Origin of the sequence: uncultured Odoribacter sp., from assembly GCF_937966165.1 — a bacterium.
Lineage (GTDB): Bacteria > Bacteroidota > Bacteroidia > Bacteroidales > Marinifilaceae > Culturomica.
In genome coordinates this window covers 315,415-336,477 of the sequence record NZ_CALCLB010000017.1, presented here as the reverse complement: position 1 = coordinate 336,477, position 21,063 = coordinate 315,415, and the positions used below count along the sequence as shown (strand labels likewise).

The 21,063-nt window shown below is 39.9% G+C and carries 17 protein-coding genes and 2 pseudogenes; 8 read left to right on the top strand and 11 right to left on the bottom strand.

Translation table 11 applies throughout. From position 1 onward, the window contains the following. From Q0465_RS09335 to Q0465_RS09325, 3 genes are all read right to left on the bottom strand, one after another. Window positions 1–422 (bottom strand): type I restriction-modification system subunit M N-terminal domain-containing protein (locus Q0465_RS09335; protein ID WP_298615435.1); only part of this gene is annotated, 422 nt, incomplete at its 3' end. A 4-nt stretch (window positions 423–426) separates the two neighbouring features. Continuing rightward, window positions 427–3,132 carry a DEAD/DEAH box helicase family protein gene (locus tag Q0465_RS09330; protein WP_298615433.1) on the bottom strand — a complete coding sequence of 902 codons (2,706 nt, stop codon included), beginning with the start codon at window positions 3,130–3,132 and terminating at the stop codon, window positions 427–429. A 65-nt stretch (window positions 3,133–3,197) separates the two neighbouring features. Then, window positions 3,198–3,404 carry a helix-turn-helix domain-containing protein gene (locus Q0465_RS09325; protein ID WP_298615431.1) on the bottom strand — a complete coding sequence of 69 codons (207 nt, stop codon included), beginning with the start codon at window positions 3,402–3,404 and terminating at the stop codon, window positions 3,198–3,200. A 99-nt stretch (window positions 3,405–3,503) separates the two neighbouring features. On the opposite strand from Q0465_RS09325, the pseudogene Q0465_RS09320 reads away from it, so the two are divergent. Then, window positions 3,504–4,273: pseudogene (locus Q0465_RS09320) on the top strand (helicase); the annotation flags it as partial. On the opposite strand, the pseudogene Q0465_RS09315 reads toward Q0465_RS09320, so the two are convergent. Next, window positions 4,266–4,751: pseudogene (locus Q0465_RS09315) on the bottom strand (Arm DNA-binding domain-containing protein); the annotation flags it as partial. The pseudogenes Q0465_RS09320 and Q0465_RS09315 sit on opposite strands and share 8 nt — an antisense overlap. A gap of 395 nt (window positions 4,752–5,146) precedes the next feature. Between Q0465_RS09315 and Q0465_RS09310 the strand changes: the two are divergent. Beyond that, window positions 5,147–6,511, top strand: coding sequence for a dipeptidase (locus tag Q0465_RS09310; protein ID WP_298615429.1), 1,365 nt, complete (start codon window positions 5,147–5,149; stop codon window positions 6,509–6,511). A gap of 361 nt (window positions 6,512–6,872) precedes the next feature. Beyond that, window positions 6,873–8,660: a translation elongation factor 4 gene (gene lepA, locus Q0465_RS09305; protein WP_298615427.1), complete on the top strand. Its 1,788-nt coding sequence runs from the start codon at window positions 6,873–6,875 to the stop codon at window positions 8,658–8,660. A gap of 198 nt (window positions 8,661–8,858) precedes the next feature. Here lepA and Q0465_RS09300 read toward each other — a convergent pair whose 3' ends face one another. Next, window positions 8,859–10,226: a TrpB-like pyridoxal phosphate-dependent enzyme gene (locus Q0465_RS09300; RefSeq protein WP_298615425.1), complete on the bottom strand. Its 1,368-nt coding sequence runs from the start codon at window positions 10,224–10,226 to the stop codon at window positions 8,859–8,861. A gap of 284 nt (window positions 10,227–10,510) precedes the next feature. Here Q0465_RS09300 and Q0465_RS09295 point away from each other — a divergent pair, with 284 nt between their 5' ends. From Q0465_RS09295 to Q0465_RS09285, 3 genes are all read left to right on the top strand, one after another. After that, a complete protein-coding gene (locus Q0465_RS09295) occupies window positions 10,511–11,590 on the top strand; it encodes a hypothetical protein (protein WP_298615423.1) in 1,080 nt (359 codons plus the stop codon). A gap of 55 nt (window positions 11,591–11,645) precedes the next feature. Further along, entirely contained in the window at window positions 11,646–13,031 is a 1,386-nt protein-coding gene (locus Q0465_RS09290; protein ID WP_298615419.1) for an MFS transporter, read from the top strand. A 370-nt stretch (window positions 13,032–13,401) separates the two neighbouring features. Then, the gene (locus Q0465_RS09285; protein ID WP_298615417.1) at window positions 13,402–14,292 is read left to right on the top strand and encodes a YitT family protein; all 891 of its coding nucleotides are present in this window, start codon (window positions 13,402–13,404) and stop codon (window positions 14,290–14,292) included. Between the two features lie 329 nt (window positions 14,293–14,621). Here the strand turns inward: Q0465_RS09285 and Q0465_RS09280 are convergent, their stop codons facing one another. Together Q0465_RS09280 and nadD are read right to left on the bottom strand one after the other, a co-directional pair. Continuing rightward, window positions 14,622–15,629, bottom strand: coding sequence for a 2-hydroxyacid dehydrogenase (locus Q0465_RS09280; protein ID WP_298615415.1), 1,008 nt, complete (start codon window positions 15,627–15,629; stop codon window positions 14,622–14,624). A gap of 126 nt (window positions 15,630–15,755) precedes the next feature. Next, window positions 15,756–16,316 (bottom strand): nicotinate (nicotinamide) nucleotide adenylyltransferase, encoded by a 561-nt coding sequence (gene nadD, locus Q0465_RS09275; RefSeq protein WP_298615412.1) that lies wholly within the window; start codon window positions 16,314–16,316, stop codon window positions 15,756–15,758. A 243-nt stretch (window positions 16,317–16,559) separates the two neighbouring features. Here nadD and Q0465_RS09270 point away from each other — a divergent pair, with 243 nt between their 5' ends. Beyond that, a complete protein-coding gene (locus Q0465_RS09270; protein ID WP_298615410.1) occupies window positions 16,560–17,168 on the top strand; it encodes a trimeric intracellular cation channel family protein in 609 nt (202 codons plus the stop codon). A 277-nt stretch (window positions 17,169–17,445) separates the two neighbouring features. On the opposite strand, the gene gmk is transcribed toward Q0465_RS09270, so the two are convergent. The 4 genes from gmk to Q0465_RS09250 all read right to left on the bottom strand — a co-directional run bounded on the left by gmk (window position 17,446) and on the right by Q0465_RS09250 (window position 20,084). Next, the gene (gene gmk, locus Q0465_RS09265; RefSeq protein WP_298615453.1) at window positions 17,446–18,009 is read right to left on the bottom strand and encodes a guanylate kinase; all 564 of its coding nucleotides are present in this window, start codon (window positions 18,007–18,009) and stop codon (window positions 17,446–17,448) included. 63 nt (window positions 18,010–18,072) lie between these two features. Further along, a complete protein-coding gene (locus Q0465_RS09260) occupies window positions 18,073–18,951 on the bottom strand; it encodes a YicC/YloC family endoribonuclease (protein WP_298615408.1) in 879 nt (292 codons plus the stop codon). Window positions 18,952–19,075: 124 nt separating this feature from the next. After that, the gene (locus tag Q0465_RS09255) at window positions 19,076–19,843 is read right to left on the bottom strand and encodes an exodeoxyribonuclease III (RefSeq protein ID WP_298615407.1); all 768 of its coding nucleotides are present in this window, start codon (window positions 19,841–19,843) and stop codon (window positions 19,076–19,078) included. 31 nt (window positions 19,844–19,874) lie between these two features. Further along, entirely contained in the window at window positions 19,875–20,084 is a 210-nt protein-coding gene (locus Q0465_RS09250; protein WP_298615405.1) for a heavy metal transport/detoxification protein, read from the bottom strand. Between the two features lie 190 nt (window positions 20,085–20,274). Here Q0465_RS09250 and Q0465_RS09245 point away from each other — a divergent pair, with 190 nt between their 5' ends. Beyond that, entirely contained in the window at window positions 20,275–20,988 is a 714-nt protein-coding gene (locus Q0465_RS09245) for an MBL fold metallo-hydrolase (RefSeq protein ID WP_298615451.1), read from the top strand. Window positions 20,989–21,063: the final 75 nt, after the last annotated feature.

The window sequence follows — 21,063 nt, the reverse complement described above, 5'->3', positions numbered from 1 at the left end:
TTCTTTTCAAGAATGCTTTCGTAGATAGCACCTTTCACATCACCATCCATGATGAGCCATTGCTCTTCATCAATCATGGTAATGACCTTTTTCAGATAAACCGGCTTGTCGATCTTGTTTTGCGCCTTGGTGTAAATAGTGCCAATCAAATTTTCTTGTTCGCTCAGCAGTTTCAGCGTTTCTTCATACTGCCTGACCAACTCCAGACCATCGAGAGATATTAAATCACACCATTGATAGCCCGCTGGAATCGCTGATTCTTCTCCAAACATTTTTACGTTCTCAGCATCCATCTTCAGAAATAAAAGATAGGTTAACTGAGTGATATAATCGGTGAACCCGATACCTTGTCCGGCAAGAGTAGTTGCCAGATTCCAAACTTTTTTAGTGAGCGATTGCTCTGTTGTATTATTGGCTGCCATAGATTTATGCTGCTTTTCTTAGAACTACAAATGTATAAAGAGAGTACAGTGCTTCGTCAGCTTTTTGCATATTACCGAATGCACGAATCATTTGTGCTGCATGAGTAGCGTCATCTTCACGGATATCCCTGACGGTACAAGCTCCATTGGATGCGATATAATCTACTATGCGACCGATAATCTCACGCTGTTTGTCGGTTATTTCGCGTTGGTTTTGTCCCAACCACAGGTTGAAATATTGTTTGGATGTGGCGACCACACTATCCAATCGTTCGATTTGGCGGAAAGCGAAGCGCACGAGTTGTATAATATTGGTCAGAGCTTCACTTTCTTCTTTGGTGGTAGAGCGTCGCACACTGTTTGGATTTACAATGGCATACGAGTTCCAAAGCTGCTTGGATGTGAAATGATTGTTTGCCATTTTGAGTTTGTTCTCCAAATCCTTTAGCATGACGTATGTAATGGGGGTTCTCTCATTATTATATATAATCCGCAGCGCCTCTATCTCATCACTATGTTCCTTGCAAAATTCCTCGAAAGCCTCTGTCGTACTTTTGGCTTCTTCCAGGGAGAATCCCTTAGAGATAAGCGTATCTTCACCCGGCATCAAAGTATTGATAAACCCGGCCGCGAGAATGAGCAAGTATCGGCGCGCATCTGCATGATGGGCAAGTGGCGAAACCAAGCCTTTGCGCTCGTTGTTCGGTTCATTTATGCTGACAAACGGTGGAAGAGCGTTATTTTCAAGCGCATCATAAATTCTGTAAGCAAGTTCCTTCATATCATCATGAGCCAAACGTGCGAACTCATTCCGTTGCGGATTGTCCGCCTTGTTGTATATCCGGGCAAGCGTTGCTGCAAGACGTTTCAGATACTCATCGGGAAGGTAGCCATGACTGATACGTTCCAATAGTTCTTTAAGAGTAATTATCTTTGTCGCCGGTTCGTCCGTCGCTGTAGAAATAGTTTTTTCATGTTCTGTTACTCCTACAGCATCTACCAGATAGAAACAATCTTTACTGAAGGCGTTCGGAGTGACATTGCGTAGTTGCTCGTCTCCGATGGTACGCACACCACGCCCCTTCATCTGTATGTAAAGGGGCAAAGATTCTACGTCACGCATAAACATCACCACCTCAAGCGGCTTTATATCCGTACCGGTGGCGACTAATGTACAGGTCACGGCAATTCTGAAATCCTTCTCATTGCGGAATTGTCGTATCAGTTCGTTGCTGTCGCCTGCCGAATAGGTGATTTTTTGAACAAAGCGATCGTCAGTGCGCCCAAATACCTCTTTGGCAATCTGTACGATATTGGTGGCATGAGCCTCATTGAGAGCAAATATCAATGTTTTGGGTAAATAGTCAAAGTTGGCCTCCCGTTGCGGGTCATTGAACAATTCTGTATAGACTACATCGCGATAAGTGGACAGGATAAGTTTGATTTGTGCCGGATTGATGATACTTCGGTTCAGTTCTTTATTGGTGTAGGTTTTCGCCTCTTTGTTGCAGATGGTTTTTACCTCGCCGGTATAGCGCGTCTCCTCCTTCACCTTTTCTCCCTCCAGGATAGCACCTCCGTTCTCGGTAGCCTGTGTTTTGATTCTATATACACGACAATCCACATTTACACCGTCAACAATACTTTTTTCCAATGTATAGTTGACAATGCGGTTGTTGTTGAAGAACGCCATTGTCTCTGGGATAGGCGTAGCAGTCAACCCCACAAGTTTTGCCGTATCGAAGTATTCCAATACTTTACGCCAATCCCCATAAATAGAACGGTGGCACTCGTCTATGATAATCATATCAAAGTAATCGTGCGGCAAGTTTGGGTTAGGCGGCAATGTTACTTCTTCTGTTGGTTCGCTGTCGTCATCGTCGTCATTATCTTCGATGGTTTCCCCTTTCAAGAATGAAAAAAGGCGTTGTATTGTCGAAATAATCACATTGCTATCAGATGGAATGGATGAGGAACGAAGTCGGTTCACTGTAAATATAGTATTGAACGCATCTCCGTTTTCTGTCAATCGGAAGGTTCCGAACTCTCCCTCTGCTTGTTTGCCAAGATTGTTTCTATCTACAAGGAACAGAATCCTTCGCATAGGAGTATATGACAGCATACGATATGCAGCAAGACAAGCGGTATATGTTTTGCCTGCGCCCGTTGCCAGCACCATCAAGGCACGATTTTGCCCACTCCGCAAACTCTTTTCCAATTCGGTTACAGCCTCGTACTGACAGTCTCGCAATCCTTTTTTACGCAAAGTCGGAAGTCCGGCAAAATAATCGCTTATACCCAACTGCTTCACCAGTTCATAAGGAGTTGGAATAGTCATTATTTGTTTGAAACAAACATCTTGTTTGCGGAAATCGCAAAAATATAAATCTTTTCCATTTGAAGTGAAAATGAAAGGCAATGGCTTTTGATAAGCTTGATAGATATTAGGAACACTTCTGGCATATAAAGCAGCTTGTTCACATACTTTATTGGAAAAGGCGTCTATATCTTCCCTTTTAGCTTCTAGTACACCTATAGCCTTTCCGTTAATGAAAAGAAAATAATCTGCTTCAAGATTACCCTTTAGCAGCCCTTCTCTTATAGCCACAGCTGTACTTGTCGGTTCGTAATTTTCCCTATTAATTACTTTCCACCCGGCATCGATAAACCACTGATCTATTTTTTGCCTTGCTTTTTCTTCTGGTGTCATATATATTCCTATATTTCCATATTATCAGAAGTTGTACACTGAAAAATAATGGACGTCCATAAATACTATTGACGTTCGTTCTTGTCAGTTATCAGATCTTTCAAGTCAACTTGAAGAATCTCAGCAATCTGTTGCAATGTCTCCAAATTCGGTTGGATTCTATTACAAGCATAGGCATTTACCATGCTGAAACTCTTATCAAGTTGTTTCGCCAACCACGTTTGAGAGATGCCTTTATCCAACAAGACCACCTTTATTCTATTCAGTTTCATTCTTAGATGCAATTTAGTTGTGTAAATATAGTGAATTATATTCGATAACCTGGGTTGTTATGTAAATTCACAACACATAAAGAATTATTTAAGTGTATAATGGAGGACATCCAAAAGAAACACAATGTGATTATCAAAAAATATAATATGCTGCTCGCTGAAAACGAAAAATTGAAATCAATTCTTCAGCAACATGATATTGATTATTCTTATATGAAGATTCTGGATGAGGTATCGGAATTCACCTCCATTATGTTCCATCCTGTCAATTTCTCTCTTGATGAGAAAATTGCATTGTTTCGCAGTCTTTTCAAAGGTCGTGAAGATGTCTTTGCACGAAGATGGTTTAGCAAGACAACCGAAAAATGTGGCTATCAACCAGCTTGTATCAATGAATGGCGTAGAGGCATCTGCGACAAAAACAACACAAGTGTGCATCATGTCCGAACCGGAACTTTGCTCCTTTGATAAACCAAGACATCTATCGCCATCCGGAGGGAAAAGGTGAGGATGGGTGTGACGTGATTGGTCTATATGTCATTGTTTCCGACAATAAATGCTCTTTCCTATGCGCTGATTTTGATGACAAGAATTGTACTCACGGATGTAAGGAAGACGTGCAGGCTTTCATTGCTGTTTGCAGGAATTGGGAAATCCCTTACGGCATAGAACACTCACGATCCGGTAATGGGGCACATGTGTGGATTTTCTTTCAAGAACCGATACCTGCATACAAAGTAAGGAGATTGGGTAGCATCATCCTAACGGAAGCCATGAAGCGAAACGGACATATTACATTCAACTCATACGACCGTTTCTTCCCCAATCAAGACAGAATACCTGAAGGTGGATTCGGAAATTTGATAGCATTTTGAGAGCTATATCACTGACTTTATACCGTTGCTTGATAAACTCCGACAAATGATTGTACACAGTACAGTATTTCCAATAGCTGCGCTCACTTTTGATTTTGCCTACTTGTTTAGCGTAGTCCTCGTTATGCTGTGCAAAGACTGCAAGTAAGGTTTCGGGTTTCATTCCCATACCTAAAAAAGCATTACGCACTTTCTCGGCGGTTACATAGTTGTCACGGTCGCAGATTTCCTGATAGGCTTTGTTTATACCGACACGAATTTTGTCAAGCATCCGGTTTCCTTCCTGTGCAATGAGGCTTCTGCCGGACAACCTGCCCAGTTCGACATTCCATGATTTTTCCTCTACATCCAGTTTGCAACTGAACTCAGATACTTTGCCGTTCACGGTCACACGGCACATGACTGGTACAAGCCCGTTCTTCTTCGGGGCATTGCGTTTGAGATAAAATAAGACTTTAAAAGTTGATCCCATACTCTACATTTTTTTGATTGCAAAATTATTACCTGTAGAGTTGTTTCTTGATATGCAAAACACTGCCAACCAACGCAAAAGAATCGGATTTGTTTCTTTTTTCATGCTATCACTGCCATTCCCCGAAATTTCGGTTACATTTGCAGGTAAGTAACATCTGAAATTCATGTAAATCAGCTCTTTGAAAACCATCTAAAATTCTGTTGCCAGCCAAAAGAAAGTAACGGGATAGTAATGTAACTCTGTCCTCACTTGGCTTTTTGTTGGTTTCAGAGGGAACTTTGCTCCTTCCTTTTTTTCGCCTAAATCGCTATTTGTCAGCCTTATTACTGCACTTTGCGTTAAGTCTCAATTTTATTTCATATCTTTACAGCAAATCATCAAAAATTAAAAGTATGAAAGAAATAAAGGAGTATATTGAAAAGAATAAAGAGCGTTTTTTGGAAGAATTGTTTGAGCTAATCCGTATTCCTTCCATTTCCTCCGAAATGGAACATAAACCGGATATGTATAAATGCGCCGAAAAATGGAAAACTATTTTGTTGAGTGCAGGAGCTGATAAGGCAGAGGTTTTTGAAACAGAAGGAAATCCTGTTACCTATGGAGAGAAAATCATTGACCCTGCTTTACCGACGGTGTTGGTATACGGGCATATGGATGTTATGCCGGTAGATCCGGTAGAATTGTGGAATACGAAGCCTTTCGAACCGGTCATAAAAGACGGAAAAATCTGGGCAAGAGGAGCAGATGATGATAAAGGACAGAGCTTTATGCATGCTAAAGCTTTCGAATATATGGTAAGGACCGGAAATCTGCCTTGTAATGTGAAATTTATGATTGAAGGAGAAGAAGAAATCGGTTCTTCCAGTTTACCGAAATTTTGTCAGGAGCATAAAGACCTGCTGAAAGCAGATGTCATTTTGGTATCGGATACAAGTATGATCGCTCCGGATGTTCCTTCTATTACATCGGGTTTGAGGGGACTGGCTTATTGGCAGGTAGAAGTGACGGGGCCTTGCCGGGATTTGCACTCCGGACTTTTTGGAGGAGCTGTAGCAAATCCTATCAATGTTTTAGCCAAGATGATAGCTGCTATGGTGGACGATAAGGGGCATATTACTATCCCCGGTTTTTACGATGATGTTTTGGAAGTAAGTGCTGCAGAACGGGCTAAAATGGCAGAAGCTCCTTTTGATTTAGAAGCTTATAAGAAAGCCATTTGTGTAAAAGAATTGTTTGGGGAAGAAGGATATACCACGAATGAAAGAACGGGAATCCGCCCTACGTTTGACGTATGTGGAATTTGGGGGGGCTATACGGGAGAAGGTTCAAAGACCGTACTGCCTTCAAAAGCCTTTGCCAAAATCAGTTGCCGCCTGGTCCCCAATCAGAATCACGAGCAGATTGCAACTTTGTTTAAGCAGTATTTTGAATCCATCGCTCCGGATTATGTGAAGGTAGAAGTGACTCCTTTGCATGGAGGACCAGCTTATGTTTGCCCGATTGATTTGCCGGCGTATAAAGCAGCAGAAAAGGCATATGCAGAAGTGTACGGGAAAAATCCGGTACCCTTCCGTTCAGGAGGGAGTATCCCGGTTATTGCTGCTTTTGAAGAAATTTTAGGAATAAAATCCATTTTAATGGGATTTGGTTTGGAATCCGACGCTATTCATTCCCCGAATGAAAATTTCCCTTTAGAACAATTCTTCAATGGAATCACGACAATTCCTTTGTTTTATAAATATTTTGCTGAAAAATAATAAGGGTACCTGAATGTTGTAACAGAGGGATAAAGCTTTTCAAAGTCTTTATCCCTCTCTGTTTTTTTGTCTTTACTTTTCTGTTCCTATAAATTTTTGCCAATAGCATATTTAAATAAAACTGTGGAAAGAGAAATTTCGTAAAGGAGTAAAAAGGCTATTTCTTTTTGTATGTCCGCCGACTTATTCCATATTTCCGTAATCTTTTTTGGCAAAGATGATTACGATACGGAAATGGATAATTAATTTTGATCGGTTACTTAAAATAAAAAATCACTATCTTTACAGCCTGATTAGGAGGAAGGGCTTTCCAGAGTCCAATTAACAAGAAAACATTAAATTTCAGCCTAAAATTGAATATATGGAGAATATCCGGAATTTCTGTATTATAGCGCATATTGATCACGGAAAAAGTACGCTTGCGGATCGTTTGTTAGAGCATACCGGAACAGTGACAGGAAAAGATTTACAGGCACAGGTATTGGATGATATGGATTTGGAACGGGAACGCGGAATTACGATAAAAAGCCATGCTATCCAGATGGATTACATTTATGATGGGCAAAAATATACTTTAAATCTGATTGACACTCCGGGACATGTGGATTTTTCTTACGAGGTGTCCCGGTCGATAGCGGCTTGTGAAGGAGCTTTACTAATTGTGGACGCTACCCAGGGGATACAGGCCCAGACAATTTCCAATCTCTATCTGGCTGTGGAAAATAATCTGGAAATTATTCCGGTTTTAAATAAAATGGATATGCCTAATGCGATGCCTGAGGAAGTTAAAGATCAGATTGTGGAACTTATCGGGTGTAAACGGGAAGACATTATAGAAGCCAGTGGAAAAACGGGTCTGGGTGTAGAAGAGATTTTGCAGGCGATTATTACCCGTATTCCTCATCCTGAAGGATTTCCGAGTCAGCCATTGCAAGCTCTTATTTTTGATTCGGAGTTCAATTCTTTCCGCGGAATTATTACCTATTGCCGGATTATAAACGGGAGTTTAAAAACGGGAGATCTGGTGAAATTTGTCAATACAGGAAAGGAATATGTAGCCGATGAAATTGGAGTACTCCGGTTGAAACCCGAACCCCGGAACGAATTGAAGACAGGAGATGTGGGATATATTATATCAGGGATAAAAACGTCTTCTGAAGTAAAAGTGGGGGATACAATCACTCACGTAGAGCATCCTTGTGATGTGGCGATAGACGGATTTGAGGAAGTAAAACCTATGGTTTTTGCCGGTATCTATCCTATAGATGCAGAAGATTATGAAGATCTGAGAGCTTCTATCGAAAAATTACAGTTGAATGACGCTTCTCTGACTTTTGAACCCGAATCTTCGGCGGCTTTGGGTTTCGGATTCCGTTGCGGGTTCCTGGGAATGTTGCATATGGAAATTATTCAGGAACGTTTGGACCGGGAATTCGATATGAATGTCATTACGACAGTGCCGAATGTAATGTATATTGCCCATACTACGAAAGGAGAAGTATATGAAATGCATAATCCTTCCGATATGCCTTCTTCCAATGCGCTTGATTTTATAGAGGAACCTTTTATCCGGGCACAGATTATTACTCCGGCTGATTATATCGGACCGATTATGACTTTATGTCTTGGAAAAAGAGGAATCTTAATTAATCAACAATATCATACGGGTAACCGGATCGAGATTACGTATGAAATGCCTTTAGGAGAAATTGTGTTTGATTTTTACGATAAGCTGAAGAGTATCACCAAGGGATATGCTTCTTTTGACTACTATCAGATCGGATACCGGAGGGCTAATCTGGTGAAACTGGACATTTTATTGAACGGGGAATCTGTCGATGCCCTGTCTGCATTGATTCATTTTGACAATGCTTATGCATTTGGCCGCCGTATATGTGAAAAATTAAAAGAGCTTATCCCCCGTCAGCAATTTGATATTGCTGTACAAGCGGCTATTGGGGCAAAAGTTATTGCCCGGGAAACGATAAAAGCTGTACGGAAAGATGTGACCGCCAAATGTTACGGAGGAGATATTTCCCGGAAAAGAAAATTGCTGGAGAAACAGAAGAAAGGAAAGAAACGGATGAAACAGATCGGAAATGTGGAAGTTCCTCAAAAAGCTTTTTTGGCAGTTTTGAAACTGGATTAGAAAGTTTATAAATTTGACATCGGTATTTTATAGAAATTTTCGTATGATGAAAAAAAGTAATTCCAAATAGAGTGGACATCAAGAAAACTTCTCCTGATGTGTAACATTCCCATTCGGTAAGATTCCGGATACAGAGTAAAAAAGGAGGCTTTGTCGTTGATGCCTCCTTTATTTTCCGGATATTTGATTCCTGTAATTTCAGATTAATTTTTCCAGCTTGTCTGTACTTGAGCGGATCGTTGTATCAGGTAAATCATAATTGATCAGATTGCCGGCATTGTACTGGTCGTAAGCTGCCATGTCAATTAACCCGTGTCCGGAGAGATTGAATAAAATTGTTTTTTGTTTTCCTTCTTCTTTGGCCCGCATGGCTTCGCGTATAGCGGAAGCTATAGCGTGACAGGATTCCGGTGCCGGAATAATTCCTTCTGCCTGTGCAAATAAAGTGCCGGCTTTAAAGGATTCCAGCTGAGGAATGTCCACCGCTTCCATATAGCCGTCTTTTTTCAATTGACTTACAATTGTACCTGCTCCATGATAACGTAATCCTCCGGCATGTATGTTTGCCGGTGCAAAATCATGTCCGAGCGTATACATGGGTAATAGAGGAGTATAGCCGGCTTCATCTCCAAAGTCATATTGGAAAATACCCCGGGTTAATTTGGGACAGGAAGAAGGCTCCGCAGCAATAAAACGTGTTTTTTTGCCTTCGAGTATAGTATGACGCATAAAAGGAAAAGAAATACCTGAAAAATTGGATCCTCCTCCGAAACAGCCGATAATGATGTCCGGATACGCTCCGGCCATTTCCATCTGTTTTTCTGCTTCCAGTCCGATAACGGTCTGATGTAGAGAAACATGGTTTAAGACGCTTCCTAAAGTATATTTGCAGTTCGGCGTTTGCATAGCCAATTCGATGGCTTCAGAAATGGCTGTACCTAAACTTCCCTGATGATGAGGATGTTCTGTCAGAATTTTACGACCGGCTTTTGTCGACATACTGGGGGAAGCGATGACTTGTGCTCCGAACGTTTGTATGATAGAACGCCGGTAAGGTTTTTGTTCGTAACTGATTTTTACCATGTATACGGCTAATTCCAGTCCGAAAGCTTTGGCAGCATAGGAAAGAGCTGCTCCCCATTGGCCCGCTCCTGTTTCTGTAGTGATATTGGTAATTCCTTGCTGCTTGCAGTAATAAGCCTGAGCTAAAGCCGAATTTAATTTGTGAGAACCTACCGGACTCACACTTTCATTTTTAAAATAGATGTGGGCGGGAGTATCCAGTGCCTTTTCCAATCCATAAGCCCGTACTAAAGGAGTACATCTGTATTTTTTGTATTCTTCCCGCACTGCTTCCGGGATTTCAATCCACGTATCTGTCTGGTTCATTTCTTGCCGGCAGACTTCTTCAGAAAAAATAGGATACAGATCTTCTGCTTTCAGTGGTTGTTTGGTTACCGGATGCAATATTGGTATTGGTTTATTCTTCATATCCGCTACGATATTATACCATGCTTTCGGAATTTCGCTTTCCGGTAAAATAAATCTTTTTGTTTTTGTGTTCATTGTATCAGATTTTAATTTTAATTATAAAAAAACCGCAGGTGGATTTCCTGCGGTTTTAACTATTGGGTTATATAGAATAGCTACGCTCCTCCACTTGCTTTGACAAATGAACAGAACCACCACCATATATTTAACATTTGCTTCATTTCTTCTGTTTTATGAAGGCAAAAGAAGTAAAAAAGAATGAGAAATCAAAAAAGATAAAGTTAAATTGAAAAAGAGAGATTCATTTTCTTCGTTCTAACTTTATTTTTTTCTTCTCGTTTAAACCAAAAAACTGGGTTATGAAAATTGTATATTATCTTTTTTTGATTTCTGCTTTCTCGTTTTTTTCTTGTGGTAGTATAAAAGAGAAAGAAAAAAAATATCCGCTTACCACTTCTCCTGTCCATCCCGAATTGTTTGTCAATCAGAAAACAGACCCTTACACCATACGGGTAAAATATAAGTTGAACATTCCGGCTGATTTTATTTCTGCCAAAGACCGTTTGGTCTATATTCCGCGTATTTCTGCGGCAGGTCATGACTATACATTGAAGCCTGTTATTGTAAGCGGAAGCAAATTTAAACCTAAACATCGTACAATACGGTTGCCTGGTTTGTCCGCTGTTAACCTGTCTTCCGGGGAGGGATTCCAGCTGACTTCCGGGAATATGCAAATAGAGATCGATGAAGTGATTCCCTTTCAATTGTGGATGACTCAGGCTAAATTGGTTGCGACTACAATTGTGGAAACGCCCCATGCCATGCAAACCTCTACTCAGATCGTATCGGATGGAATTGTTTATATACCGTTGGGTCCGGGGCCCGTAAGAGTCAGATATGTCAGAAAAGAAATTCCGGTAGCTCAGGAGGCAACTTTTTATTTCCACTATCCGGTCAATGTTTCTTTTCTTTATCCCGATTTATCGGATAATTTGGAGCAATTAAATAAAATGGGAGATCTTTTGCTTCAAATTAAAAACGCTCCTGCTCAGCAGTTGGACCGTATTGTAATTACCGGAATGTCCTCTCCTGACGGAACCCTTGCATATAATGAAAAATTATCGATGAAAAGGGCGGATCATTTTTTAAATTATTTGGAGAATACTTCCGGACCCTTTAAGATCCGGATTGAAATAAAGACAGAACCTCAGGATTGGGAAGGATTTTCAGAAATGGTAAAAAAATCGGATTTTCCGGATAAAGAAGCTGTTTTGGCTATTTTAGACAGTAATCGTACACCTCAGCAAAAAAACAGGGCTCTTCAGCAGTTGCCTCATTATAAATATTTGTTGAAGAATATTTATCCGCAATTGCAGCGGACGAGTTGTGCGATTTATTACACTACTACTACTGTAAAAACAGTTCCGGAACCCGAATAAATATTGTTTTGGGGGATTGGTTTTTTCCAAGTCAGTAGAAAAATAGAGATGAGATATGGCTAAAGATATTGTGCAGGATGGTATACCAAAACCTCAACGGAATTGGGCAATGGCTGCTATTTCCGTAGGTATATCTGTTGCCGTATTGGACGGTGCTATTGCCAATGTCGCCCTGCCTACTATTGCAGGTGATTTGCATGTAAATCCCGCCAGTTCGATTTGGGTGGTCAATGCTTTTCAATTGGCTGTGACTATTTCCTTATTGGCTTTTTCTTCTTTGGGAGACTTATGGGGATATAAAAAAGTCTATGTAGGCGGGTTATTATTGTTCAGTACTACTTCTTTGATTTGCGCCCTTTCCGATTCCTTTTGGACATTGGTGATTGCCCGTGGTCTGCAAGGTTTCGGGGCAGCAGCGATTACGAGTGTGAATACGGCTTTATTACGTATTATTTATCCGGCGCATCTTTTGCCCAGAGGCATGGGTACAAATGCATTGATTATAGCTGTTGCCGCTGCCGCCGGTCCTACAGTTGCCGCCGGTATTCTTTCTGTCGCTAATTGGCCTTGGTTGTTTGCCATTAATGTGCCGATCGGTTTGATCGCTTTCGGTTTAAGTGCAAAGTTCCTTCCGGCTAATCCGGTAAAAGTTGAAGGACAACGCTTTGATGTTACAAGTGCTATTCTCAATGCTTTGACCTTCGGGCTTCTCATTTGTGTAATAGATGGGTTTGCCCATGATATACATTGGTATATTTTGATTCCGGGAATATTTGTAATGTTAGCTATCGGTTATTTTTTTATACGGCGCCAGTTACACCATCCTTTCCCTTTATTACCACTCGATTTGATGCATAATCGTACTTTTTCTTTATCTGTAATTACTTCAGTCGTTGCATTTATCGCTCAGATGCTGGCTTTGGTGTCTATCCCTTTCTTTTTTCAGAGAGTATTGCATTTGAGTGAAGTGGCTACCGGGCTTTTACTCACTCCCTGGCCATTGGCTACAATGATTTCTGCGCCTTTAGCCGGCCGCCTGATGGACCGTATTAACGGTGGGATACTGGGAGGAATTGGTTTGGCAATATTTGGCCTGGCTCTTTGTCTTTTAGCCCTGTTACCCGACCATCCTACTCATTTCGATATTATTTGGCGGATGGTTATTGGGGGTATTGGTTTCGGGACCTTTCTAACGCCTAACAACAGCACTATTATTGCTTCAGCTCCTCCCAACCGGAGTGGAGGGGCCAGCGGAATGTTAGGTATGGCCCGTTTGCTGGGTCAAACGGTCGGAGCTGCCATTGCTGCTTTGATGTTTGCCTTCTTCCCCGGCAATAGTATGAAAATGTCGCTTTTGTTCGGAGCAGGAATTGCGATTGTGTCTGCAATTGTAAGTAGCCTACGGAAAAGTTCTGCAGGAATTTCTCAGAAAACAAAATGATTTGTATTTAAGACACCCTTTCCTGATAAAATTACTTTTTTCAATCGTTTTCGTTCTCCTGGATGTTTTTGTATAAATATGCTGTCGTTTGTATTATTATGCATTTCTCTCAAAATTAAGATGTTGAAAATCAATTTTTTATATGTTTAATCTGAACAGAAAACAGCAAAATAATGCCGAAAACAATTTATAAATTTGTCCGCGTTCAGCTTTAACCCAAACATTTTTGTTAGATAAATAATCAAAGAGATTATCGGATTCTGAAAAGCGATGTGGGTAAAGAGGGAACAGAGATAAATTTTTAGCATAAAAAACGTCCGGAAAAACCAGAAGGATAGGTGGGACGTAAACTTTTAAAATAAAATATTCTATGAGCTTTGTCACAAAGGAAAAGTTGTTTTCAAAAGATTTCTTTATCACTTATAGTTGGTTACTAGGTGGTTGTTTTGTTTTTGCTTTAGGAGCAGTCCTGTTTGCTGAGCCCAATCGTTTTGCTCCGGGAGGAACGTATGGGTTAGCGATTGTCTTGCATCATTTATTAGGATGGCGGACAGAGCTTACCGCTTTGTGTATGGATGTTCCCCTTCTCCTCATCGGAATTTATTTTTTAGGTCCCAAATTTGGTATCAAAACAGTGATATGTACTTTTGCAATCCCTTTATTTATGGGATTGATTCATGCGACCTACGGTTATGATGCACTTTTGGGAGAAAATCAGCAACTTTTATCCGCTATTTTTGGAGGAATTGTCTATGGCATCGGAATTGGAATGATTTTTAAATCGCGGGCTACTTCCGGCGGGTCGGATATTATTGCTATGATTTTAAATAAATATACTCATATTTCATTGGGACAACTGGTTATACTGGTCGATTGTACTATAACGCTTACGACTGTATTGGCCTTTGGGGAATGGACACTTCCCATGTATTCCTGGATTGTCGTCTTTATAGAAGGAAAAGTCATTGATGTTGTGCTCGAAGGAGGATCTGTATACAAAACGCTGATGATTGTCACCGATAATGTAGAAGCTGTAAAAAAAGTTATTTTACAGGATATCAACCGGGGAGCAACCTTATTGCCGGCTATAGGGATGTATCAGGGAGAAAACCGGAACGTTGTATATACGGTTCTCACCCGTCGGGAGATGATGATACTTCGTCACCGCATTCAGGAGATTGATCCGAATGCTTTTATTAATGTCATTGATTCCAAAGAAATTCTAGGACACGGTTTTAAACCTTTAGTTGAGGAAAACTGAAAGTCGTAAAGACATTTTAACTGTAGGTAGTGGCTGAATTACTTAAAAAGCGGAAATGTTTAGATGTAAAAATGTTTAAGTGTGACTGTGTATAAGTTATTTTTTGTCGGATCAGGAGGTAAATGCTTTTTCAGGCAAGCAAATGAATATTTTACTGATTGGCCGGATTTACAATACAGACTGATTAACCCTCCTAAACCGAAAGTTCTTTAACTGCCGGATCGTTAGGCAAACTTTAATCAGGCATAAAGTGTCGTTAATCTTTCAAACATTTTCACACGTTTACGCTTTACATTTATACACTTAAACATTTTCAGCATTTATTAAAATCAGTTGGATTCGTTTTTGATTTCGTTTTCCAATGGTTTTCCTGTTGCAAAATCCTGTATGTTTTTTAATGTCGTTTCTGCTATATTTTTTAGAGCTTCTCCTGTAAAAAATCCCTGATGGGAAGTAACAATTACATTATTGAATGATAATAAACGGGCCAGTGTATCATCGTCAATAATTTTATCCGATTTGTCTTCATAAAAATAAGGTCCTTCTTCCTCATATACATCCAAACCAGCTGCCCCTACTTTTTTGTTTTTTAAGCCTTCGATCAAATCTTCGGTACGGATAAGTTGCCCTCTTCCGGTATTTATAATCATGACGTTGTCTTTCATTATTGAAATCGAGTCTTCGTTAATCATGTGTCGGGTTTGATCTGTCAGGGGACAATGTAAAGAAATGATATCTGAATGGTGGTAGAGGTCGGATAATGTCGTATAGGTAAACTGCAGTTCTTCTGCGATTTTCGGGTCCGGAAAAATATCATAAGCTACTATATTCATACCAAAACTTTTGAGGATTTGAATAAGGATCCGGGCTATTTTTCCCGTTCCGATAATGCCGGCTGTTTTCCCGTGCATGTCAAATCCCATTAAGCCGTGTAAGGAGAAATTTCCGTCCCTTGTGCGCCAATAAGCCCGGTGAATTTTCCGGTTCAGAGACAGCATCAAGGCTACCGCAAATTCTGCTACTGCATAAGGAGAGTAAGCAGGGACTCTGACTACTGTCAGTTTACCTGCAGCTGCTGCCAGATCCACATTATTAAAACCTGCAGAACGGAGAGCCAGCAGTTTGACCCCGTTATCAGCCAAGGCGTTGATAATTTCGGCATTGGCAATATCATTTACAAAAATACAGACAGCATCTACTCCTTGTGTCAGTACAATGTTGTTCCTGTTGAGATGACCTTTATGGTAACGGATATCAAAACCGTAATTTTCATTTATCTTGTCGAAAGCGGCTTTATCATAAGGCTTGGTGTCAAAAAATGCAATTTTATAACTCATATACGTTGAAGAATTGGTTTTCTAGGAAGTAACGTAATTTACCCGAAGCCGGATACAAGACCCTTGTTAAAAATATTAATCGGATATACTTTTATTTAAATTGATGGGATGGATTCTTTTCAATTTTTATTTGTAATAAGTCTCTATAAGCTTTAAAACAGAGGAAGGAACCAGGGCGCTGATGTCTTTTCCTTCCCGAACCATTTTCCGGATTTCCGTAGATGAAATTTCTGATAAAGGAGCGTCTATTCTTATTAGATTGGGGAAATGAATATCTGCCGTATGAATATGAGGCCTTGGATAGACATAAATCGGATAAGTTGAAATGATCTGCTCGGAGTCTTTCCAAAGAGCAAAGTTTTTTAAATTATCTTCTCCGATTATGAGAGCAAATTTTTTATCCGGATATTGTTTTGAAAATTTCCGGAGCGTGTCAATCGTATAAGAGGGCCTGGGCATTTTGAATTCAATATCGCAGGCTTTTAAATGAGGATGGGAATAGATGGCTGTTTCTACAATTTTTAAACGCAGGCTTTCCTCCAGTAATCGGATTTCTTGTTTAAAGGGATTTTGGGGGCTGATAATAAGCCAGATTTCTTCACAGTAATGGTGGTGAAGTATATACTCCGCAATTGTCAGGTGTCCGTTGTGTATGGGATTAAACGATCCGAAAAAAAGTCCTGTCATATTGTCCCTAAAATAAGCTGAAATATTTTTGTTTATTGCTTTTATCTGTTTTGTTTTACGGGATAAAGCAAAAAGTCCATCCTCATAAATTTGGAAAAATCTAGTTTTGTACGAAATTTCAAATATATAATTTTATTACTACTTTTGCGTCCGCTAAAATAAAAAGATAAAGAAAAGAGGGGACGTTTGAGGGGTAAGGGTTAGTAATGAGGATAAATTTTATTTATAATTCACGACAAGAGGATGATGGATTTTATAACGATTATCGATTATATCGGAACTTTTGCTTTTGCAATCAGTGGGATTCGGCTGGCTTCGGCCAAGCAATTTGATTGGTTCGGAGCCTATGTAGTCGGATTAGCTACCGCCATCGGGGGAGGGACTATACGGGATATTTTATTGGGTGTAACGCCTTTCTGGATGACTCAGCCGGCTTATATGGTTGTAACAGGCCTGGCTTTGGTATTTGTGATTGTTTTTGGAAAATATGTCATCCGTCTGAATAATACTTTTTTTATTTTTGATGCCATTGGTTTAGGACTGTTCGCTGTTGTCGGAATAGAGAAAAGCCTGACGTGTGGATTTTCTTTTTGGGTGGCTATTATTATGGGGATGACAACCGGAGCTGCCGGTGGAGTGATCCGGGATGTTTTTATTAATGAGGTCCCTTTGATTTTCCGGAAAGAGATTTATGCATTGGCTTGTGTATTCGGCGGATTTGTTTTTTATATATGTATGTTGTTGGATTTGCCTGCGGCTTTAACCCAGTTGATATCGGCTGCGGGTGTAATTTTAGCCCGTCTGTTAGCTGTAAAATATCACATTAGCTTGCCCGTGTTGAAAGGATTATAAGTAGATGAAGGAGTGAACTGAAAAGGGTATCGGATTAAAAGTTCCCAGGTGAAAGTGTTTAAAATGTTCAAAAAGTAAAAATGGTTAAAAGCTCAAATGATTACCAGATTAGTAAACTTTGTACCGGAGGAAGACTCGTTTGTCCCTTTACTGACAAAAAAATTGGGGGTTCGGATGAAGTGTAAATCCCGTTAACCCGGTTCTGTCAGGGAACATTCCTTCCCTCATCCCCTTAAAAGAACTGGAACATTTTTCCACTTTCTCGAATCAAATACACTTAACGGGCTAAAAATGCTTTGACTTTTTCTTCTGCCGCTTTTTGAGCCGTTTCCAGATTATCGTTGATAATTACTGTATCGAACTTATTGGCAAAGGACATTTCATATTCAGCTTTGGCTATTCGTTCTTCGATTTTTTCCGGACTATCTGTAGCCCGTGAAATAAGCCGTTTTTTCAGGACCTCAATAGAGGGGGCCTGGATAAAAATGGACAGGGCCTGGTCTCCGAATTTCTTTTTGATATTTACTCCGCCTTTTACGTCTACGTCGAATAAAACGGTATGGCCTTTCGCCCAGATCCGTTCTACTTCTTTTTGCAGAGTACCGTAAAAACAACCTGGATATACTTCCTCCCACTCTAAAAATTCCCGGGCGGCAATCTTTTCTTTAAAATCGTGTTGTGTTAAAAAATAATATTCTTTTCCCTGTTGCTCTTTCCCCCTGGGAGATCTGCAGGTAGCTGAAATAGAAAATTCTAATCCTAAATTTTTACTTAAAAGGTAATTGACAATTGTACTTTTGCCCGCTCCGCTCGGAGCTGAAAAAATAATTACTTTTCCCATCATCTCATTTGCTGTTAACACGCGGCAAATCTGTATTCAATTTGAAAAATCTTCTTCCGTGTATTATAAAATATTTAAGCTCTGTTCTTTAATTTTTTCCAGTTCGTCTTTCATGCGTACGACTAATTTCTGGATATCGTGGTCATTGGCTTTTGAGCCCATTGTATTGATTTCCCTGCCAATTTCCTGTGCTATGAATCCCAGTTTCCGTCCAGGAGCCTCTTCTTTCTCTACTGTTTCTGTGAAATATTGGCAATGATTGGCTAATCGTACTTTCTCCTCTGTAATGTCTAATTTTTCCAGATAATAAATGATTTCTTGTTCCATACGGTTCTGGTCGATGTTCTGAATCTCTTTCCACTCTTTCATTTTCTCCTGCAAGCGCTGTCGTATTCCTTCGACGCGTTTTTCTTCGTATTGAGGAACTTCTGCTGCGAAAGTCTTTATCAACTCAATACGATGTAAGATATCTTGGATCAAAACCTCTCCTTCCCGTTTCCGGAATTGATCAGCCATTTCCAATGCTTCTTCGATACCGGTTTTTAATTTGAGCCATTCTGTTTCGTCGAGTTCTTCGGACGGTTGTTTGAGCGTATCGGGAAAGCGCATGATCGTTTGTAAAAGTTCATTATTGTTGATTTCCACACCCAATGTATCGGCTACATCCAGCATCTGTTTAAAATACTGTTCCACAATCGTTTGATTGATGGATACTGCTTTTTCTGTTTCTGAATTATCAAAATAAATACAGACATCAATTTTGCCTCTTTCCAGTCGGTTTTTGATCAGATTACGGATTTCCATTTCTTTTTCTTTATAAAGATTGGGAATCCGCAGGTTAATATCGGGTTGTTTCGAGTTTAAACTTTTAACTTCAATGACTATTTTTTTATTCCCGGTTTCTATGGTTGTTTTCCCAAAGCCGGTCATGGATTTTATCATAATTTGCCGTATTTATTTTATCTGCAAAAATAACGATTTGTTTATAAATTAATATACTATTCGTCTATATTTGACTGTAAGGCTGCTGAGAAGAATATCTCAAACAGCCTGTTTTTAATTCCGGTTAAATGGTTAATTCCAGTACAGCCGGACAGTGGTCTGAATGTTTAATTTGCGGTAATATATAAGCATCTTTTAAAAAAGGAACAATGGCCGGGCTTACCATACAATAATCAATGCGCCATCCCTTGTTATTGGTCCGGGCGTTTGCCCGGAAACTCCACCAGGTATAATGATGAGGTTCTGCGGCGTGAAAATAACGGAAAGAATCGATAAAACCACTTTCCAGAAAATGGCTCATCCAGTCCCGTTCTTCCGGTAAAAAACCACTGCTATTGGCGTTCCGGACCGGGTCGTGGATATCTATAGGACGGTGGCAGATGTTATAATCTCCGCATAATATTAATTGCGGACGTACCTGTTTTAATTCCAAAACATAGTTTTGAAAATCTTCCAGCCATTTCATTTTAAAAGCCTGCCTTTCTTCTCCTGTTGTACCAGAGGGATGATAAACACTTACCACAGATAAGTCTCCGTAGTCTGCTCTTATAAAACGACCTTCATTGTCATAGGGAGGAATCCCCATGCCACTGATTACCTGATCCGGTATTTTTTTAGTGAGGATTGCGACTCCGCTATATCCTTTTTTCAGAGCTGAAAAAAAATAAGAGTGATATCCCAGCATTTCAAACTCTAAAGTCGGTATCTGGTCCGGTTGCGCCTTTGTTTCTTGCAGACAGACAATATCCGGCTGCTCGGTTGAGAGCCAGTCCGTAAAACCTTTGGAAAGAGCGCTTCTGAGACCGTTTACATTATAAGTAATAATTTTCATAAATTTTTCGGATATGTTTTCTTTGTCCTGTTTATTTCAGCATTTCAGCTTTAAATCCGGCTTTTTGCAACGCTTGAATGATTTTTTCATCTGAATAATCCCCTTGAACCGTCAGGATTCTATCCGGATCAGAAAGGTCAAAGATCCACTGGTTTTCAGGTACAATCTGATTTAAGAAAGGTCTGATTTTAGCTACGCAACCTTGACATTTGGCTGTTGTTTTAAATTTGTGTATTTCCATATTTTTACTATTAAACCTTCTGTAAAGATAACAGAAAAGTTTGAAAAATAACGGAAAAGATTTTTCTTTCAGTGAAAACCGTTCTTTGATAATTTTTGTAAATCAGAAAGATTTAAATTTTTTGTTTCCCGGATATTCCCGCGTTTTTTGTAACTTTAGGCAATAAAAAGAATACCTTATGAAAAATGAAATGATAATGATGTGTTGCCTATTGAGTACAGTGTCCGTTAAGGCAGATCCTTTTGAAAAGGATACATTCACGGCAAGAGACGGAAAAAAACTGGAGATTACATTTATTAAGCATGCCAGTCTTATGCTTGAATATGACGGACACATTATACAGGTTGATCCGATTTCTGAATATGCAGATTATGCGAAGTTCCCAAAAGCAGATGTTGTTTTAATTACCCATGAACATTACGATCATTTGGATCCTAAAGCTATTGCTGCTTCCGAAAAAGAGGGAACGGTAATTGTGAGCAATCTTTCTTCTTATGAACAAATACAGAAAGGAATAGTGATGAAAAATGGAGATAAAAGACAATTGACTCCTTATCTTTTTATAGAAGCTGTACCCGCTTATAATACCACACCCGGAAGAGATAAATTCCATCCGAAAGGGCGGGACAATGGGTATGTGCTCACTTTAGGAGGCACCCGTATTTATATTGCCGGGGATACCGAAGACATACCGGAAATGAAGAATCTGGAAGCTATCGATATCGCTTTTTTGCCGGTTAATCAACCTTATACGATGACTGTCCCCCAGGCAGTGAAAGCTGCAGAAAGGATAAATCCAAAGATTTTATATCCTTATCATTACGGGGAAACACCTGTCCGGGAGTTACAGGATCAATTGAAAAATCAATCTTCGATAGAAGTGAGAATCCGGCAACTGCAATAAATATTCTCTACAGGAAAAAGATAAAAGGATTGTCCGGGAAAAATGTTTCTTTGTTTAGGAGTGAAAATGCTCAGA

Excerpts from the sequence above, each read along its gene's own strand:
- Q0465_RS09330 (WP_298615433.1), bottom strand. The coding sequence starts at position 3,132 with ATGACACCAGAAGAAAAAGCAAGGCAAAAAATAGATCAGTGGTTTATC.
- Q0465_RS09325 (WP_298615431.1), bottom strand. The coding sequence starts at position 3,404 with ATGAAACTGAATAGAATAAAGGTGGTCTTGTTGGATAAAGGCATCTCT.
- Q0465_RS09310 (WP_298615429.1), top strand. The coding sequence starts at position 5,147 with ATGAAAGAAATAAAGGAGTATATTGAAAAGAATAAAGAGCGTTTTTTG.
- lepA (WP_298615427.1), top strand. The coding sequence starts at position 6,873 with ATGGAGAATATCCGGAATTTCTGTATTATAGCGCATATTGATCACGGA.
- Q0465_RS09300 (WP_298615425.1), bottom strand. The coding sequence starts at position 10,226 with ATGAACACAAAAACAAAAAGATTTATTTTACCGGAAAGCGAAATTCCG.
- Q0465_RS09295 (WP_298615423.1), top strand. The coding sequence starts at position 10,511 with ATGAAAATTGTATATTATCTTTTTTTGATTTCTGCTTTCTCGTTTTTT.
- Q0465_RS09290 (WP_298615419.1), top strand. The coding sequence starts at position 11,646 with ATGGCTAAAGATATTGTGCAGGATGGTATACCAAAACCTCAACGGAAT.
- Q0465_RS09285 (WP_298615417.1), top strand. The coding sequence starts at position 13,402 with ATGAGCTTTGTCACAAAGGAAAAGTTGTTTTCAAAAGATTTCTTTATC.
- Q0465_RS09280 (WP_298615415.1), bottom strand. The coding sequence starts at position 15,629 with ATGAGTTATAAAATTGCATTTTTTGACACCAAGCCTTATGATAAAGCC.
- nadD (WP_298615412.1), bottom strand. The coding sequence starts at position 16,316 with ATGACAGGACTTTTTTTCGGATCGTTTAATCCCATACACAACGGACAC.
- Q0465_RS09270 (WP_298615410.1), top strand. The coding sequence starts at position 16,560 with ATGATGGATTTTATAACGATTATCGATTATATCGGAACTTTTGCTTTT.
- gmk (WP_298615453.1), bottom strand. The coding sequence starts at position 18,009 with ATGGGAAAAGTAATTATTTTTTCAGCTCCGAGCGGAGCGGGCAAAAGT.
- Q0465_RS09260 (WP_298615408.1), bottom strand. The coding sequence starts at position 18,951 with ATGATAAAATCCATGACCGGCTTTGGGAAAACAACCATAGAAACCGGG.
- Q0465_RS09255 (WP_298615407.1), bottom strand. The coding sequence starts at position 19,843 with ATGAAAATTATTACTTATAATGTAAACGGTCTCAGAAGCGCTCTTTCC.
- Q0465_RS09250 (WP_298615405.1), bottom strand. The coding sequence starts at position 20,084 with ATGGAAATACACAAATTTAAAACAACAGCCAAATGTCAAGGTTGCGTA.
- Q0465_RS09245 (WP_298615451.1), top strand. The coding sequence starts at position 20,275 with ATGATAATGATGTGTTGCCTATTGAGTACAGTGTCCGTTAAGGCAGAT.